The sequence below is a fragment of the Curtobacterium sp. Csp1 genome (assembly GCF_013347185.1).
This window is the reverse complement of the sequence record NZ_CP054594.1, coordinates 63,680-80,246: the sequence shown is the minus strand read 5'-3', so window position 1 is coordinate 80,246 and position 16,567 is coordinate 63,680. Positions and strand designations below refer to the sequence as shown.

The following is a 16,567-nucleotide window of genomic DNA, read 5'->3' as shown; positions in this document are numbered from 1 at the left end:
GGGTCAGACGAGTGCGTCGAGAGCGAACGCGACACCCGTGGCCCGTTCGCTCGCGGTCCACAGCCGTGCTGCGGCGGTGCGGTCGTGCGCCCGGATCCGGGCGGGCACGACGGCCGGTGCGCCGGCGAACTGCAGCGGGCCGCCGGGGCCCCAGTACTCCCCCGACCTGACCCCGTCGCCGACGGCGGCGTGCACGAGCGGCCACGCCCCGGCGTCCTTGCCCTGGGCGACCCAGCCGGAGCCGGCCCGCATCCAGGCCGGCTCCGAACGGGTCGGCGCGACGTCCGGCCGCGCCGGCGCGGCGGCGTCGAGCGCGAGCCCGGGGTGGGCCACGACGCTCGCCACGGAGGACCCGGCGTCGGCGAGCCGTTCGGCCAGCTCGAAGCCGAAGAGCATCACCGCGAGCTTGCTCCGGGCGTACTGCCGGTGCCCCTCGTACCGGCCGGTCGCGAGCGGGTCCCGGGGGTCGAGGGTCGCGAAGCGGTGCGCGATCGACCCGAGGTGCACGACCCGACCGACGTGCTGGTCGAGCAGCGGCAGTGCGAGCGCGGTCCAGGCGAAGTGCCCGAGGTGGTTCGTGCCGACCTGCAGCTCGAACCCCTGCGCGGTCTCCTGCCGCTCGGCCGACCCGACGACCCCCGCGTTGTTCAGCAGCGCGTGCACCGGCCCGAGGTCAGCGAGGCGCTCGGCCGCCGCCCGGACGCTCGTCAGGTCGGCGAGGTCGAGGTGCAGCATCGCGAGGTCCGCGTCGTCGACGTGCCGCCGGATGCTCCGCTCAGCAGCAGCGCCGCGCTCCGGGTTCCGCACCGCCAGGACGACCCGGTGCCCCTTCGCCGCGAGCTGCTCGGCCGCGTGGTACCCGAGCCCGGCGCTGGCGCCCGTGACGACGACCGTGCGCCGGCTCGGAGCCCGGTCGGCCACGGCGTCAGGGGACACGACCTCAGCGGACACGGCCTCAGCGGACATGGCCGGCGGACTCCATCTGCCGGAGCGCCTTCTTGAGGTCCTGGACCTCGTCGCGGAGCCGCGCGGCGAGCTCGAACTTCAGCTCGGCGGCGGCCTGCAACATCTGGTCGTTGAGGTCGGCGATCGTCGCCTCGAGCTGGGTCGCACCCTCGCCCGCGATGCCCTCGCGCTTGAGGTTCGGCGTCGGCGACTTCCGGCCGTCGGCCGCCGGACGCCCCTCGAGCAGCGCCTTGGTGTCGTCGTTCTCGCGCGCCAGGATCTCGGTGATGTCGGCGATCTTCTTGCGGAGCGGCTGCGGGTCGATGCCGTGCTCGAGGTTGTACGCAACCTGCTTCTCGCGGCGACGGTCGGTCTCCTCGATGGCCTGCTGCATGGAGTCGGTCATCTTGTCGGCGTACATGAGCACCTGGCCCGACACGTTGCGTGCCGCGCGGCCGATGGTCTGGATGAGCGAGGTCGACGAGCGGAGGAAGCCTTCCTTGTCGGCGTCCAGGATCGCGACGAGCGAGACCTCGGGCAGGTCGAGGCCCTCACGCAGCAGGTTGATGCCGACGAGGACGTCGTACACGCCCTGGCGCAGCTCGGTGAGCAGCTCGACGCGCTTGAGGGTGTCGACGTCGGAGTGCAGGTACCGCACTCGGACGCCGGCGTTCCCGAGGAAGTCGGTGAGCTCCTCGGCCATGCGCTTGGTGAGCGTCGTGACGAGCACCCGCTCGTCCTTCTCGACGCGCTGCTTGATCTCCTCGAGCAGGTCGTCGATCTGCCCGTCGCTCGGCTTCACGACGATCTCCGGGTCGACGAGGCCGGTCGGACGGATGATCTGCTCGACGACGCTGTCGGTGATGCCGAGCTCGTACTTGCCCGGGGTGGCCGACAGGTAGACCTTCTGCCCGACGCGGTCGAGGAACTCCTCGAACGTCAGCGGACGGTTGTCCAGCGCGCTCGGCAGGCGGAAGCCGTGCTCGACGAGCGTCCGCTTGCGCGAGGCGTCGCCCTCGTACATCGCGCCGATCTGCGGCACGGTGACGTGCGACTCGTCGATTACGATGAGGAAGTCGTCCGGGAAGTAGTCGAGCAGGCAGTGGGGGGCTTCGCCGGCGTCACGACCGTCCATGTGCCGCGAGTAGTTCTCGATGCCCGAGCAGAAGCCGATCTGCTCCATCATCTCGATGTCGAACGTCGTGCGCATCCGCAGACGCTGGGCCTCGAGCAGCTTGCCCTGTCCCTCGAGCTCGGCAAGCCGCTCGGCCAGTTCGTCCTTGATCCGCTCGATCGCGCGGTGCATGACGTCGGTGTCCGCGACGTAGTGGGACGCCGGGAAGATCGACACGGCGGGCAGGTCGTCGATCACGCTGCCGGTGAGCGGGTGCAGGGACGACAGCGCCTCGACCTCGTCCCCGAACATCTCGATGCGGATCGCGTGCTCTTCGTACATCGGGATGATCTCGATCGTGTCCCCGCGCACGCGGAAGGTGCCACGCGCGAAGTCCACGTCGTTCCGCTGGTACTGCATCCCGACGAACTTCCGGACGAGCTGGTCGCGCGAGATGGTCTGTCCCACGTGCAGCGCGACCGAGGCGTTCATGTACTGCTCCGGCGTGCCGAGGCCGTAGATGCACGAGACGGTGGAGACGACCACGACGTCACGGCGGCTGAGGAGCGAGTTCGTGGTGGAGTGCCGGAGCCGCTCGACCTCGGCGTTGACGGAGGAGTCCTTCTCGATGAAGGTGTCCGTCTGCGGGACGTAGGCCTCGGGCTGGTAGTAGTCGTAGTACGAGACGAAGTACTCGACGGCGTTGTTCGGCAGCAGCCCGCGGAACTCGTTCGCGAGCTGGGCGGCGAGGGTCTTGTTGTGCGCGAGCACGAGCGTCGGCCGCTGCACCTGCTCGATGAGCCAGGCGGTCGTCGCCGACTTGCCGGTACCCGTCGCGCCGAGCAGCACGACGTCGGTCTCACCGGCGTTGATGCGTCCGGCGAGCTCCGCGATCGCGGCGGGCTGGTCACCGCTCGGCGAGTACTCGCTGATGACCTCGAACGGACGGATCGCCCGGGTGGGCTCGATCGACACTGCCATGGCGTCCACGGTAGTAGGGACCGCTGACACCGACCGCGCTGCTCGCCACGGGCGGAACCGAGCGAGACCGGCGCGGACGCGAGCGGTCAGTGGGTGAGCTGCTCCCAGACCGCGTCGGCGGACCGGATCGTCGCCTCGAGCGTCCCCGTGGCGTCGACGACGTGGTCGGCCAGGGCCAGGCGCTCCGCATCGCTGGCCTGCGACGCCACCCGTCGCTCGGCCTCGTCCCTGGCCATCCCCCGGTGAGCCACGAGCCGCTCGATGCGCTGTGCAGCGGGCGCGTCCACGACGACCACGGCGTCGAACCGCAGCGGGCGGCTCCCCCGCGCCTCGGCGAGGAGCGGCACGTCGTACACCACCACTGTGTCCGGGTCCGCCGCCTCGGCCGCGTCGAACGCCCGCTGCGCGAGGCGCCAGACCTCCGGGTGGGTGATCGCCTCGAGGTCCCGCCGTGCCACCGGGTCGGCGAACACCACGGCCCCGAGTGCCGGGCGGTCGAGCGACCCGTCCGCGGCGATCACGCCGGGGCCGAACCGTTCGGCGACCTGCGCCAGCCCCGGGCTCCCCGGAGCCACCGCGTCCCGCGCCAGGCGGTCCGCATCGACCACGACGGCGCCGTGCTCCGCCCATCGACGGGAGACGGTGGACTTGCCCGCGGCGATGCCGCCCGTGAGACCGATGATGCGCACCCGACCAGGCTAGCGACGCGCGGCCCCGGAACGCCGGAAGCCCGGAACGCCGGAAGCCCGGCACCCCCGTGGGGGTGCCGGGCTTCCGGGACGGTGTGACCCGCTCGATCAGTTGCTCGAGCTGAGCTTCTCGCGGAGCGCCGCGAGCGAGGCGTCGTCGGCCAGGGTGCCCTGACCGTTCGACTCGCTCGTGAAGGACGACGAGGTCGACGCGCTGGCCGGCAGGTCGAAGTTGCCCTGCGCCTCGTCGGCGATGGTCTTCGCGACCTGCGCCTTGTGGGCCTCCCAGCGCGACTGGGCGGCCGCGTACTGGCCCTCCCACTCGGTGCGCTGGGCGTCGTAGCCCTCGAGCCACTCGTTCGTCTCCGGGTCGAAGCCGTCCGGGTACTTGTAGTTGCCCTGGTCGTCGTACTCGGTCGGCATGCCGTAGAGCGCCGGGTCGAACTCGGTGCCCTCCGGGTCCACGCCCTCGTTCGCCTGCTTGAGGCTGAGCGAGATGCGGCGACGGTCGAGGTCGATGTCGATGATCTTGACGAAGACCTCGTCACCGACGGAGACGACCTGCTCGGCGAGCTCGACGTGCTTGTTCGAGAGCTCCGAGATGTGGACGAGGCCCTCGATGCCGTCCGCGACGCGGACGAAGGCACCGAACGGCACGAGCTTCGTGACCTTGCCCGGCGCGATCTGACCGATCGCGTGGGTGCGGGCGAAGACCTGCCACGGGTCCTCCTGCGTGGCCTTGAGCGAGAGCGACACACGCTCGCGGTCCAGGTCCACCTCGAGGATCTCGACGGTGACTTCCTGACCGACCTCGACGACCTCGCTGGCGTGCTCGATGTGCTTCCAGGAGAGCTCGGAGACGTGGACGAGACCGTCGACGCCGCCCAGGTCGACGAACGCACCGAAGTTGACGATCGACGACACGATGCCCTTGCGGACCTGGCCCTTGTGGAGGTTGTTGAGGAACGTGGTGCGCGACTCGGACTGCGTCTGCTCGAGCAGGGCGCGACGCGAGAGCACGACGTTGTTGCGGTTCTTGTCGAGCTCGAGGATCTTCGCCTCGAGCTCCTGGCCCAGGTACGGGGTCAGGTCGCGGACGCGACGCAGCTCGATGAGCGAGGCGGGGAGGAAGCCGCGGAGACCGATGTCGACGATCAGGCCGCCCTTGACGACCTCGATGACCGTGCCGGTCACGACGCCGTCGGACTCCTTGATCTTCTCGACGTCGCCCCACGCACGCTCGTACTGCGCACGCTTCTTCGACAGGATCAGGCGACCTTCCTTGTCCTCCTTCTGGAGGACCAGGGCCTCGACCTCGTCGCCGACCTCGACGACCTCGTTGGGGTCGACGTCGTGCTTGATCGAGAGTTCGCGCGAGGGGATGACACCCTCGGTCTTGTAGCCGACGTCGAGGAGGACCTCGTCGCGGTCGATCTTCACGACGGTTCCGGAGATCAGATCGCCGTCGTTGAAGAACTTGAGGGTCTTCTCGACCTCGGCCAGGAAGTCATCAGCCGAGCCGATGTCGTTGATGGCGACCTGCTTGGGAGCCTTGGTCGTGGTGGTTGTCATGTAGAGATTGCTCCGAACGGACATGAGTCGGGCCGTGACGGCGAGGGAGCGACCCCCTGGTCCGCACCGATCGTCGGTACGAGCCGTCATGGCAGTGATTGGTTGGCGCGGATTGCGCCGCTCAAGTCTAACCATTGGTCGCGGGGCCCCACAACCGGGCGTGTCGTCGCGCGGACCGGCCGAGGGGCGGACTGGAGGATCGTGGCGGCGCCGCCACGATCCTCCAGTCCGCCCGCCACCGGCGTCAGCCGAGCAGCGCGGTCCGCAGCGTGTCCAGGCCGACACCACCGAGCGCGAGCGCGCGGTGGTGGAAGGCCTTCAGGTCGAACGCGGCACCCTCGCGCGCCGCGAGCTCGTCGCGGATCGACTCCCAGACGCGCTGGCCCACCTTGTACGACGGGGCCTGCCCGGGCCAGCCGAAGTAGCGCGCGACCTCGAACTGCACGAACTCGGGCGCCATGTTGACGTTCTGGCCCATGAAGTCGAGCGCGTACTCCCACGTCCAGCCGCCGCCGTCGGGGTTCGTCTTCTGCAGGTGCACGCCGATGTCGAGCACGACACGGGCCGCGCGCATCCGCTGGCCGTCGAGCATGCCGAGGCGATCGCCGTCGTCGTCGAGGAAGCCGAGCTGCTCCATCAGGCGCTCGGCGTACAGCGCCCAGCCCTCGACGTGCCCGGACGGGCCGGCGAGCTGCCGGCGCCAGGTGTTCAGCTCGCCGCGGTTGTAGACGGCCTGGCTGATCTGCAGGTGGTGGCCGGGGACGCCCTCGTGGTAGACCGTGGTCTTCTCGCGCCAGGTCCCGAACTCGGTGACGCCCTGCGGAACGGACCACCACATGCGGCCGGCCCGCGAGAAGTCGTCGGAGGGGCCGGTGTAGTAGATGCCGCCCTCCTGCGTGGGGGCGATCCGGCACTCCAGGCGCTTGATCGGGTCGGCGATGTCGAAGTACTTCCCGTCCATCGCGGCGATCGACGCGTCGCTCGTCTCCTGCATCCAGCGCTGCAGGGCGTCCGTGCCGTGCAGGATCCGGGCCGGGTCGGCGTCGAGCACCTCGATGGCCCGCGCGACCGAGGCGCCGGACTCGATGCGGTCGGCGATGCGCTCCTGCTCGTCGCGCATGCGGGCGAGCTCCTCGATCCCCCACTCGTACGTCTCGTCGAGGTCCACGACCGCGCCGAGGAACCGACGGGAGTGCAGCGCGTAGTCCTCGCGTCCGACCGCGTCCACCGGGGTGGCGAGCGGCAGGAGCTCGTGCTCGAGGAACCCGCCGAGCGACCGGTAGGCGGCGGCCGCGACCTCGGCACCGCGGCTGAGCTCGGTGCGGAGCGCCTCGGGCAGGGGCTCCCCGCCCTCGAGCGCGGCCCCGTCGACGAGCTGCCGGAAGAAGCCGTCCTCGGCGCCGTTGCGCGCTGCCTGCTCGGCGATGAGGGCGACCTGGCGGCGTGCGGGCGTCACCTGCTCGCGGGTGCCCTGGAGCAGCGTCTCGCGGTAGCCCTCGAGGGCGTCGGGCAGCGCGTGCAGGCGCCCGGCGACGTCCTGCCAGTCGTCGGTGGTCGCGGTCGGCATGAGGTCGAGCACGTCCCGGAGCTCCTGCGCGGGGCTCGCGATGACGTTCAGGTCGCGTAGGTGGAGCTTCCGCTCGTGGGACTCGACGACGAGGTCGAGCTCGGCACCCAGGTCGGTCTTCGTCACCCGGTCGACGTCGTCGGTCGCGTCGGCGGCGTCCAGGGCACGGCGTGCGGCGCGGGCGGCGTCCGCGAGGGCGTCGGCGCCGGCGGGCGAGGTGTCGCCGTAGGCCCCGGTGCGTCCGGGGACGCCGATGTACGTGGCGACGGTGGGGTCGAGGTCGACGAGGGTGGTCACCCAGTCCTCGGCGACCCGGTCGACGGCGGAGGGCTGACGGACGGGACGGTCTTCGGTCATGCCCCGACCCTACTCAGGGCACGGTCACACGCCGGGCGCCGATCCGCGCAGGGGGTGCCGTTCCGCACGTGGCAGGTCGATCCGCGCGAGGGGTGCCGTTCCTTTCGGCCTCCTCCGCGCGGTTCACCATCCCAGGTCACGTGCGATGGGCAGGAACACTCACCACGGACGGCGCAGCACCACGGACGGACGGGAGGCACGGTGCCAGCCGGCACCGTGCCTCCCGTCCGCTCGTGGGCGCGGCAGACGGAGCAGGGCGGGCCCGACGGGCCGCGCCCGACCCGCGTCAGTGCGCCGCGGCCTCCCAGTTCGGGCCGACGCCGACGGAGACGTCCAGGGGGACGCTGAGCTCGGCTGCGCCGCCCATCCGGGTGCGCAGGATCTCCTCGACGCGCTCCTGCTCGCCGGGGGCGACCTCGAGGATGAGCTCGTCGTGCACCTGCAGCAGCAGATGCGACTCGAGCCCGCCGTCCCGCAGGTCGGCGTCGACCCCGAGCATCGCGATCTTCATGATGTCCGCCGCGGACCCCTGGATCGGCGCGTTCAGCGCGGCGCGCTCGGCGTTCTCGCGGAGGACCCGGTTCGGGCTCTTCAGGTCGGGGAACGGCCGGCGGCGGCCGAAGATCGTCTCGGTGTAGCCGTCCTCGCGGGCCTGCTCCACGACCCCGCGCAGGTAGTCGCGCACGGCGCCGAAGCGGGCGAAGTACTCGTTCATGAGCGTGCGCGCCTCGGACTGGTCGATGCGGAGCTGCTTCGACAGGCCGAACGGGCTCAGGCCGTACGCGAGGCCGTACGACATCGCCTTGACCTTCGTGCGCATCTCGGCGCTGACGTCGGCCGGCTCGACCCCGAAGACCCGCGCACCGACGAAGCGGTGCAGGTCCTCGCCTTCGTTGAAGGCCTGGATCAGTCCGGGGTCACCGGACAGGTGTGCCATGATCCGCATCTCGATCTGCGAGTAGTCGGCCGTGACCAGGGTCGTGTACGGCTCGGCGACCGCGAAGGCCGAGCGGACCCGGCGGCCGACCGCGGTCTTGACGGGGATGTTCTGCAGGTTCGGGTCGGTCGACGAGATCCGGCCGGTGCTGCTGCCGGTCTGCTCGTAGCTCGTGTGGATGCGGCCGTCGACGACCGCGGCGTCGAGCGTGTCCACGATCTGCCGGAGCTTCGTCGCGTCACGGTGCTGGAGCAGCAGCCCGAGGAACGGGTGCGGGTGCTGCTCCTGCAGGTCGGCGAGGCTCGCGGCGTCGGTCGAGAAGCCGGTCTTGGTCTTCCGCGTCTTCGGCATCGCGAGCTCGGTGAAGAGCACCTCCTGCAGCTGCTTCGGCGAGCCGAGGTTGACCTCGTGCCCGATCTCGGAGAACGCCTGCTGCGCGAGCTCCGCGGCGCGCTCCCCCAGGTCGTGCGACAGCCCGGTGAGGACGGGACGGTCGATCGCGACGCCGGTGGTCTCCATACCGGCGAGCACCGGCACGAGCGGCAGCTCGATGGTGTCGAGCACGCGGAGCGAGGACTCGTCGACGCGGGCGCGCAGAGCGGTGTCGACACGGAGGACGTACCAGGCGTGCACGCCGACGTTCACCGGGTCGGTCTCGGGGACGAGCTGGTTCGGGTCGGCGGTCGGCAGTTCCTCGCCGAGCTCCTGGTACACGAGGTCGGACAGCGGCTGGCCCTGCTTGCCCGGCTGGGCGAGCCACCCGGTCAAGCGCGCGTCGCCCGCGATCCCCCGCACCGTGAACCCGACCGTCGCGAGGGCCTTGATCGCGGCCTTGGCGTCGTGGAAGTGCTTGGGCGCGTCCGAGGCGAACCAGGCCGCGAGCTGCTCGTAGTCCTTCGTGCCGCTGCCGCCGGGGACGAGCACCGCGTCGTCGTGCGTCGCGATGCCGATGGCGCTCAGTCGGCCGTCGATGACCTCGACCGCGACGCCGAACCCGTTCTCGGCGTCGTTCGCGGCCTTGCGGTCGAGCCAGTACCCGAGTTCCTCGTCGATGACGGTCGTGACGGGCGGCGGGGTCGGTGCACCGCTGTCGACGGAGCCCGCCGACTCCGCGACGTCGGACGGCTCGCCCGTGCCGGCGACCTTGAACACCCGGTCGAGCAGCGTGCGGAACTGCAGCTTCGCGAAGAGGTCACGGACCGCCTGCTCGTCGAGCGGTCGGAGCGCCACGTCGCCGGGGCCGACCGGCAGCTCGACGTCGTTCACGAGCCGGTTCAGCTTGCGGTTCCGGATCGCCCGGTCCTTCTGCTCGCGCAGGTTGTTGCCGACGACGCCCTTGATCTCGTCCGCGTGCTCGAGCACGCCGTCGAGCGAGCCGTACGCGGTGATCCACTTGACGGCGGTCTTCTCGCCGACCTTGTCGATGCCGATCAGGTTGTCGCTGGTCTCGCCGACGAGTGCCGCGATGTCCGGGTACTGGTGCGGCTCGATGCCGTAGCGCTCGTACACTTTGTCGCGGTCGTAGCGGGTGAGTTCGGAGACCCCGCGGACGGACGGGTAGAGCAGCGTGACGTCGTCGTTCACGAGCTGGATCGAGTCGCGGTCACCGGACACGACGTAGACCTGGTACCCCTGCTCCGAGCCCTGGCGGGCGAGGGTGGCGAGGATGTCGTCGGCCTCGTAGTCCTCCTTCGTGACCGTCGTGATGCCCATCGCCTCGAGCGCCTGCTGCAGGAGCGGGATCTGGCCCTTGAACTCGGCCGGGGTCTCGGAGCGGGTGCCCTTGTAGTCCTCGTACTCGCGCGTGCGGAACGAGAAGCGGGAGATGTCGAACGCGACGGCGAGGTGCGTGGGCTTCTCGCGCTGGAGGAGCATGAGCAGCATCGAGATGAAGCCGTGGATGGCGTTCGTGTGCTGCCCCTCGCGGTTCACGAAGCTGTCGACCGGGAGCGCGTAGAAGGCCCGGAAGGCGAGTGAGTGGCCGTCGATGACCATGAGGGTAGGCTTTGCGGAGTCCGACACCCGGACAGCCTACCGACGCCATCCGACACGGGAGTCCTGCGCGCGTGACCGACGAAGCGACCACCACCGGAGCCCTCGCCGACACCGGGGTGGACCCCCGACTGGCCGACCGGGGCATGGGCGAACTCGCCGAGAAGATGGGCATGGTCATCACCGAGCTGACCGCCGAGCGCGCCGTCGGTTCCATCCCGGTCGAGGGCAACCGCCAGCCCGTCGGGCTCCTGCACGGGGGCGCGTACGTCGTCCTCGCCGAGAGCCTCGGGTCGATGGCCGCGAACGTGCACGCCGGCCCCGGCCGCTACGCCGTGGGGATCGAGCTGAGCGCGTCGCACTCGCGGAGCGCCACGAGCGGCCGCGTCACCGGCACCTGCACGGCGATCCACCTCGGTGGCACGCTCACCACGCACGAGATCGTCCTGACCGACGACGAGGGCCGTCGGTGCTCGACCGTGCGCATCACGAACATGATCCGCGAGCGGCGCTAGTCCCGTCCGGCGCCGGCGGGTCAGTCCTCGGGCGGGCGCTGCAGCAGCAGCCGGGCGTCACCGAATCCGAGCCGCCGGTAGAGCGACTCCCCCATCGCGCTCGAGTGGACCACGACCCGTTCGGCTCCGGCCTCGTCGGCGAGGTCGAGCAGCGCGGCGACGAGGGCTCCGGCGACGCCGGCACCGCGCAGGTCCGGGTGGACGTAGACGCTCTGCAGCTCCGCGGCGACCCGCCCGCGAGGCCGGTGCGGCACCGGCGGCCTGGCGTTCAGCGCGAGCCACGCCATCCCGAGCACGACGCCACCCCGTTCCGCCACGACGCACCGGTGCGACGCCGCGTGCTCGCGCGCGAACGCAGCGGTCGCCTCGCGGTACTCGTCGGGCGTCGCCGTCGGCGCCCGACCGGTCTCGTCGACGCTCCACCGCCACCGCAGGTCGGCCACCGCCGCCATGTCCTCCAGCCGGGAGGCACGGATCACCACGTCGTCCATGCCCCCACCTTGCCAGGTGGTCGGCCCTGCGGCGGGGCCGGGACGCGCCTCCGGTCCGGTGCAGTGCTGCGTTGTCCTGAGGCCCGCGTTGCGTTGCGTTCCGTCGATGGAGCAGTCCCCGTCGGGTCCCGCGCCCGGACCCGACGGGGACTGCTCCATCGACTGTGGGCCGGTTGTCCGCCCGGGGACGCAGGAGCGCCGCCGGACGATGTCCGGCGGCGCTCCTGCGTGAGCGAGCGGGTGCTCGTTACTTCTTGGCGCTGAGCTGCTCGATGATCGCCTTGGCGACGTCGTGCATGGTCAGGCGGCGGTCCATCGAGGCCTTCTGGATCCAGCGGAACGCCTCGGGCTCGGTGAGGCCCATCTTCTCGTTCAGCAGGCCCTTGGCGCGGTCGACGAGCTTGCGGGTCTCGAAGCGCTCGACCAGGTCGGCGACCTCGGCCTCGAGCGTGATGATCTGCTGGTGGCGCGAGAGGGCGATCTCGATCGCGGGGAGCAGGTCGTTCGGGGTGAAGGGCTTGACGACGTAGGCGAGGGCGCCGGCCTCGGTCGCGCGCTCGACGAGGTCCTTCTGGCTGAACGCCGTGAGGAGGACCACCGGAGCGATGTGGTTCTTGGAGAGCTTCTCGGCCGCGGAGATGCCGTCGAGCTGCGGCATCTTGACGTCCATGACGACGAGGTCCGGGCGGAGGTCGGTCGCGAGCTGGACGGCGGTCTCGCCGTCGCCGGCCTCGCCGACCACGTCGAACCCGTTGTCGCGGAGGATCTCGACGATGTCGAGACGGATGAGCGACTCGTCCTCGGCGACGACGACGCGACGCGGTGCTGCTGGGGTTGCTTCTGTGTCACTCACGTCGGAGAGCCTACTAGACGGAGCAAGACCGGTCCGTCAGGCCCTCCCGGCCCTTCGGGGCCGGGCTGTCCGTACGAGTGGCGGGACCCCCGGGTCGGCGCAGCCCGCGCGCCGTGAGCCGTCCTTGTACGAGTGGCGGGACCCCCGGGTCGGCGCAGCCCGCGCGCCGTGAGCCGTCCTTGTACGAGTGGCGGGACCCCCGGGTCGGCGCAGCCCGCGCGCCGTGAGCCGTCCTTGTACGAGTGGCGGGACTCGAACCCGCACGCCGTGAGGCAGAGCATTTTGAGTGCCCCGTGTCTACCGTTCCACCACACTCGCGAGGACTTCAGGCTAGCAGCACGTGCCCCTCCGCCCGGTCCGTCGTCGGCCCGACGGCGACCGCCGGAAGGCGCAGCTCGAACACCGCGCCGCCGAGCGCTCCCGTCCCGGACGCGTGCGCGAGTGTCCCGCCGTGCGCGACGGCGATCCCGCGGGCGATCGGCAGCCCGAGTCCGGCGCCGCCGGAGCGGACGTCGCGTGCGGCCTCGAGCCGGACGAGCCGGTCGAACACCCGCTCGCGGTCGGCCTGGGGGACGCCCGGTCCGTCGTCCTCGACGCGGAGGACCGCGACGGCGTCGTCGCGGGCGAGGGTGACCGTGACCGTGCCGGATCCCCCGGTGGCACGGGCCGCGTTGTCGACCAGGTTGCCGAGCACCTGCGCGAGCCGGTCCGGGTCGACCTCGGCGTGCACCGGGTCGTCCGGCGCGCGGAGGTCCAGGGTGACGGCGGGCAGCCGGAGCCGGAGCCGCTCCACCTCGGCGCGGACCCACGGCACCAGGTCGGTGGTCCGGCGTTCGAGCGCGATGCCCCGGTCCAGCCGGGCCATCGTGAGCATGTCGTCGACGAGCCGCGCTGCCCGGTCGGCCTGGCGGACGACGTGCACGGCGAGGACCTCGCGGGTGGCGGCGTCGTCGTCCCCGCTCCGCACGAGGGTGTCGGCCGCCGCGCGCACCCCCGCGACCGGGGTCCGGAGTTCGTGCGCGGCGTCGGACAGGAACGCGCGGACCCGCTCCTCTGCGGCGAGGGCCTGTGCCTCCGCACCCTCGACGGCGTCGAGCATCTCGTCGAAGGCGACCGCGACCCGGCCGATCTCGGTGTCGGTCCGGGACGGCCGGAGTCGCCGCCCGCGGTCCCCACCGGCGATCGACCGCGCGGTGTCGGTCATCTCGTCGAGTGGTCGGAGCGATCGACGCACGACGAGCACGACGCCGACCACCGCGACGCCGAGGAACGCGACGGAGGCGCCGCCCATCACCCAGCCGAGCTGCGTGAGGGTCTCCTGGACATCGCGAGTGCCGGCGGTCAGCGTGATCCGGGTGCCGTCGTCCAGCGTCGACCGGAGGGTCAGCACGCCGTCGTCGTCGGACACCGAGGACGCGGTGATCCGGGCGCCCGACGTCGTGCTCGTGCCGGTGCTGGTGGCCGAGCCCGAGGTCGTGCCTTCCGACCCTGCGGCCCGCTTGCCGGCGGGGCCGGGCAGCCCGGCCGGATCGGGCGGGCCGGAGCGGAGCTGCTCGGGCGTCGGTCCCGCCTCGACCGCCGCGCCGTCGGGCTGCACGATGCGGACGGAGAGCCCCTGCGCGGAGAGCCGGTCGGCCAGGTCGTCGGCGTCGAGCACCCCGACGAGGGCCGCCGCCGCCGAGGCCCGGTCACGCAGGCGGTCCTCGACCTGGGCCCGGAGCCGGGCGCCGAGGACGGCCTCGACCGCGACGACGAGTCCGGAGAGCAGCACGGCCAGCAGGGCGATGATCGCCACGACCGTGCGGAGCCGCAGCGACGTGGTCCGCAGCGGGGACGTGGGCAGCGACCCGGTCACGCGGCGCCCCGGTCCGCCGCGAGCCGGTACCCGATTCCGCGGACCGTGTGCACCAGACGCGGGCCGTGCGCCTCCATCTTCCGGCGGAGCGCGCTGAGGTGCACCTCGACCAGGTTCGCCGCGACCGCGTCGTAGCCCCAGACCTGGGTCGTGATCTGGCCCTTCGACACCGTCCGCCCGCGGCTCTCGGCCAGGAAGCAGAGCAACCGGAACTCGGTCGCGGTGAGGTCGAGCAGCACGCCGTCCCGTCGGACCGTGGCACCCTCGGGGTCGATCACCAGGTCGCCGACCTCGATCACCGTCGGCACACGACCACGGCGGCGGAGCACGGCCGTCACCCGGGCCACGAGCTCGGCCATCGCGAAGGGCTTCACCACGTAGTCGTCGGCACCTTCAGCGAACCCGCGGAGTCGGTCGTCGAGCTCGTCGCGCGCGGTCATCATCACGACGGCGGCGTCCGACCGGGCCCGGATGCGGGCGGCGAGGAGGATGCCGCTCGGCCCGGGCAGCATCCAGTCGAGCAGGACGAGGTCCGGGACGGCTCGGTCGAGGTCGTCGAGGATCGTCCGGCCGTCGGGGGCCGCGGCGACGAGGTGTCCCTCGGCGCGCAGGGTCGAGACGACGGCGGTGCGGAGGGCGTCGTCGTCCTCGACCACGAGGATGCGTGCGGGTGCGTTCACGGCGGACACCGTACGGTCCGTCGGTGAGCACGGAGCATGGAGCCAGCTGGAGAACCCCTGTGCTTCAGTCCTGCTTCAGATTCGAGCTCGACCGTCGTCCTCGTCGGCGGACCACCCCGGTCCGCCACGGAGAACCGGAGACACCATGAACGACGAACTGCACGACGAGACCACGACCGACCGGGCCCCGCGCCGCCACCGCCGGCTCCGCGCGATCGGCATCGGCACCGCCGCGGCCGCGGTGCTCGTCCTCGGTGGGGTGGGCGTCACCGCGGCGATGGCCGACGGTGCCGGCAGCGGCCCGACCGTCACCGCCCCCACCGGCGCACCCAGCGGGGCGCCGACCGGCGCCCCGTCCGGAGCGCCGAAGGACGGGCCCGAGGGAGCGCCGTCGCCCGGGAAGGACGCCGCCGGCAAGGACGGCAAGGACGCTCCGGCGGCCCCGGGTTGCGTCGCCCTGCCCGCGCCGGGCAAGGACGCCCCGACCCCGCCCGCGCCGGGCAAGGACGCGAAGGCACCGAAGGACGCGCCCCCCCCGCCCGCGCCCGGCAAGGACGCACCCACCCCGCCCGCGCCCGGGAAGGACGGGAAGGCACCGAAGAACGCCCCGACCGACGCACCGACCCCTCCTGGCGCACCGGAGCAGGGCGACCAGGCGACGCCCGCACCGACGTCCGGGTCCTGACCGGACCGCACGCGCTGCGGGAGGCGCACCCCGTCGGCCGCGTGGTCGACGCGGGGCGCGCCTCCCGGCCGGTGTCCCGACCCCGTCAGCGGCGGTCGAGCGCCTCGATCGCCGCGACGAGACCGGCCCGCCGCGGGGACCGCCGCGGCAGCACCCCGAGCAGGGCGCGGAGCACCTGCGGATCCGCGGCGCCGTCCGCGGTCCGCGACCACGCCTGCAACGCCTCGACCCCGCCGTCGGTCAGCACCGACTCGCGGAACCGGGACCGGACCGCGTCCCGCAGGTCGTCGACGCCCGGCGACGCCGACCCCGGCAGGACCGGTCCGGAGTACCCGTCGACGGCCTGGAGGCGCGCCCCGCGGTCGAGCGCGGACAGCACCGTCTCGACGTCGGTGCGGATCCCGGTCAGGCGGTACGGCCGCGACGACAGGTGCGCGCCCGGCGCGTGGTCCGCGAGGACGCGGCGGAGGCGCACGACCTCAGCCCGGAGCGTGGGGACCGCACGGCGGTCGCCGTAGACCGCGACCGCGAGGTCGGCTGCGGCGAGACCGCCGGGCGTGGACGCCAGGACGGCGAGCACCTCGGAGTGCCGCTCGGACAGCCGGACGGCGCGGTCGCCGGTCCGGAGGGTGGCGGTGTCGGAACCGAGCAGCGTCAGTTCGGCCGAGGCGGCACCGCGGCGGCCTCGGTCTGCTCGGTCTGCTCGGTCTGCTCGGTCTGCGCGCGGGACGGTCGTCGAGGTCGCCCGCGTGGCGTTCCGGAGGGCGGTGAGGGCGATCTCCGCCTCGGCCGCGGCGGCTGTCGCCGTGAGGAGCGGCAGCGTGTGGCGTTCGACCGCACGGTCGTCGCCCGTGATGTCGAGGGCGCCGACGACCGAGCCGTCCGCCGCGTGCAGCGGGACGGCCGTGCAGGAGAACGCCTTCACGGCGGTGGCGTAGTGCTCCTCGGAGCGGATCTGCACGCCGCGGCCGAGGCGGAGCGCCGTCCCGGGGGCGCTGGTGCCGGCGTGCTCCTCGGCCCAGTCGGCACCGGCCGTGAAGCCCATGTCCTCGGCGGCGCGCCGGGCCGCGCGTGCGCCGTCCACCCACACGATGCACCCGGTGGCGTCGGTCAGCGCGACGACGCACTCGGCGGCACGGACGTCGTCGAGCAGGAGCCGACGGACCACGGGGAGCGCGGTGCCGATCGGTCCCTGGCCGCGGATGGCGTCGAGCTGGGCGTCGTCGAGCGCGAGCGTCGGCAGGCCGTCCGGGTCCACCCGGGCCGAGCGACGCCAGGACTCGGCGACGAGCGGGCGGAGCCCTGCGGGAGCGGGCACGGTGCCTCCCCTCGCA

Annotated in this window: 13 protein-coding genes and 1 tRNA gene; 2 read left to right on the top strand and 12 right to left on the bottom strand. The window is 72.4% G+C overall.

Features of this window, described 5'->3' with window-relative positions; all coding sequences use genetic code 11:
* Positions 1-3 precede the first annotated feature (3 nt).
* The 6 genes from HUN58_RS00360 to polA all read right to left on the bottom strand — a co-directional run bounded on the left by HUN58_RS00360 (position 4) and on the right by polA (position 10,157).
* Positions 4-936, bottom strand: coding sequence for an SDR family NAD(P)-dependent oxidoreductase (locus HUN58_RS00360; RefSeq protein WP_180225334.1), 933 nt, complete (start codon positions 934-936; stop codon positions 4-6).
* Between the two features lie 19 nt (positions 937-955).
* A complete protein-coding gene (gene uvrB / locus HUN58_RS00355) occupies positions 956-3,028 on the bottom strand; it encodes an excinuclease ABC subunit UvrB (protein WP_114850120.1) in 2,073 nt (690 codons plus the stop codon).
* Between the two features lie 98 nt (positions 3,029-3,126).
* Positions 3,127-3,729 carry a dephospho-CoA kinase gene (gene coaE, locus HUN58_RS00350; RefSeq protein WP_180225336.1) on the bottom strand — a complete coding sequence of 201 codons (603 nt, stop codon included), beginning with the start codon at positions 3,727-3,729 and terminating at the stop codon, positions 3,127-3,129.
* Positions 3,730-3,837: 108 nt separating this feature from the next.
* Positions 3,838-5,301: a 30S ribosomal protein S1 gene (rpsA, locus tag HUN58_RS00345; RefSeq protein WP_058742916.1), complete on the bottom strand. Its 1,464-nt coding sequence runs from the start codon at positions 5,299-5,301 to the stop codon at positions 3,838-3,840.
* Positions 5,302-5,545: 244 nt separating this feature from the next.
* Positions 5,546-7,225 (bottom strand): DUF885 domain-containing protein, encoded by a 1,680-nt coding sequence (locus tag HUN58_RS00340; protein WP_114849938.1) that lies wholly within the window; start codon positions 7,223-7,225, stop codon positions 5,546-5,548.
* Between the two features lie 286 nt (positions 7,226-7,511).
* On the bottom strand, positions 7,512-10,157 hold the full coding sequence (gene polA, locus HUN58_RS00335) for a DNA polymerase I (protein WP_254631582.1): 2,646 nt from the start codon (positions 10,155-10,157) through the stop codon (positions 7,512-7,514).
* A gap of 143 nt (positions 10,158-10,300) precedes the next feature.
* Here polA and HUN58_RS00330 point away from each other — a divergent pair, with 143 nt between their 5' ends.
* A complete protein-coding gene (locus HUN58_RS00330; RefSeq protein WP_058743365.1) occupies positions 10,301-10,669 on the top strand; it encodes a PaaI family thioesterase in 369 nt (122 codons plus the stop codon).
* 20 nt (positions 10,670-10,689) lie between these two features.
* Here HUN58_RS00330 and HUN58_RS00325 read toward each other — a convergent pair whose 3' ends face one another.
* From HUN58_RS00325 to HUN58_RS00305, 5 genes are all read right to left on the bottom strand, one after another.
* On the bottom strand, positions 10,690-11,160 hold the full coding sequence (locus tag HUN58_RS00325) for a GNAT family N-acetyltransferase (protein ID WP_180225338.1): 471 nt from the start codon (positions 11,158-11,160) through the stop codon (positions 10,690-10,692).
* A gap of 247 nt (positions 11,161-11,407) precedes the next feature.
* On the bottom strand, positions 11,408-12,013 hold the full coding sequence (locus HUN58_RS00320; RefSeq protein WP_022903868.1) for an ANTAR domain-containing response regulator: 606 nt from the start codon (positions 12,011-12,013) through the stop codon (positions 11,408-11,410).
* Between the two features lie 237 nt (positions 12,014-12,250).
* Positions 12,251-12,331, bottom strand: a tRNA-Leu gene (locus HUN58_RS00315).
* Between the two features lie 7 nt (positions 12,332-12,338).
* Positions 12,339-13,868: a HAMP domain-containing sensor histidine kinase gene (locus HUN58_RS00310; RefSeq protein WP_180225339.1), complete on the bottom strand. Its 1,530-nt coding sequence runs from the start codon at positions 13,866-13,868 to the stop codon at positions 12,339-12,341.
* A complete protein-coding gene (locus HUN58_RS00305; RefSeq protein WP_167510077.1) occupies positions 13,865-14,548 on the bottom strand; it encodes a response regulator transcription factor in 684 nt (227 codons plus the stop codon). Before HUN58_RS00305 ends, HUN58_RS00310 begins: the two co-directional genes overlap by 4 nt.
* A gap of 145 nt (positions 14,549-14,693) precedes the next feature.
* On the opposite strand from HUN58_RS00305, the gene HUN58_RS00300 reads away from it, so the two are divergent.
* Positions 14,694-15,233, top strand: a complete 540-nt coding sequence (locus HUN58_RS00300; protein WP_208745299.1) for a hypothetical protein — start codon at positions 14,694-14,696, stop codon at positions 15,231-15,233.
* A gap of 85 nt (positions 15,234-15,318) precedes the next feature.
* On the opposite strand, the gene HUN58_RS00295 is transcribed toward HUN58_RS00300, so the two are convergent.
* A complete protein-coding gene (locus tag HUN58_RS00295; RefSeq protein ID WP_180225341.1) occupies positions 15,319-16,551 on the bottom strand; it encodes a GAF domain-containing protein in 1,233 nt (410 codons plus the stop codon).
* Positions 16,552-16,567: the final 16 nt, after the last annotated feature.

What these genes read in the sequence shown, in the direction of transcription:
- rpsA (WP_058742916.1), bottom strand. Translation starts at nt 5,301, where the DNA reads ATGACAACCACCACGACCAAGGCTCCCAAGCAGGTCGCCATCAACGAC.
- HUN58_RS00340 (WP_114849938.1), bottom strand. Translation starts at nt 7,225, where the DNA reads ATGACCGAAGACCGTCCCGTCCGTCAGCCCTCCGCCGTCGACCGGGTC.
- polA (WP_254631582.1), bottom strand. Translation starts at nt 10,157, where the DNA reads ATGGTCATCGACGGCCACTCACTCGCCTTCCGGGCCTTCTACGCGCTC.
- HUN58_RS00330 (WP_058743365.1), top strand. Translation starts at nt 10,301, where the DNA reads ATGGGCGAACTCGCCGAGAAGATGGGCATGGTCATCACCGAGCTGACC.
- HUN58_RS00325 (WP_180225338.1), bottom strand. Translation starts at nt 11,160, where the DNA reads ATGGACGACGTGGTGATCCGTGCCTCCCGGCTGGAGGACATGGCGGCG.
- HUN58_RS00300 (WP_208745299.1), top strand. Translation starts at nt 14,694, where the DNA reads ATGAACGACGAACTGCACGACGAGACCACGACCGACCGGGCCCCGCGC.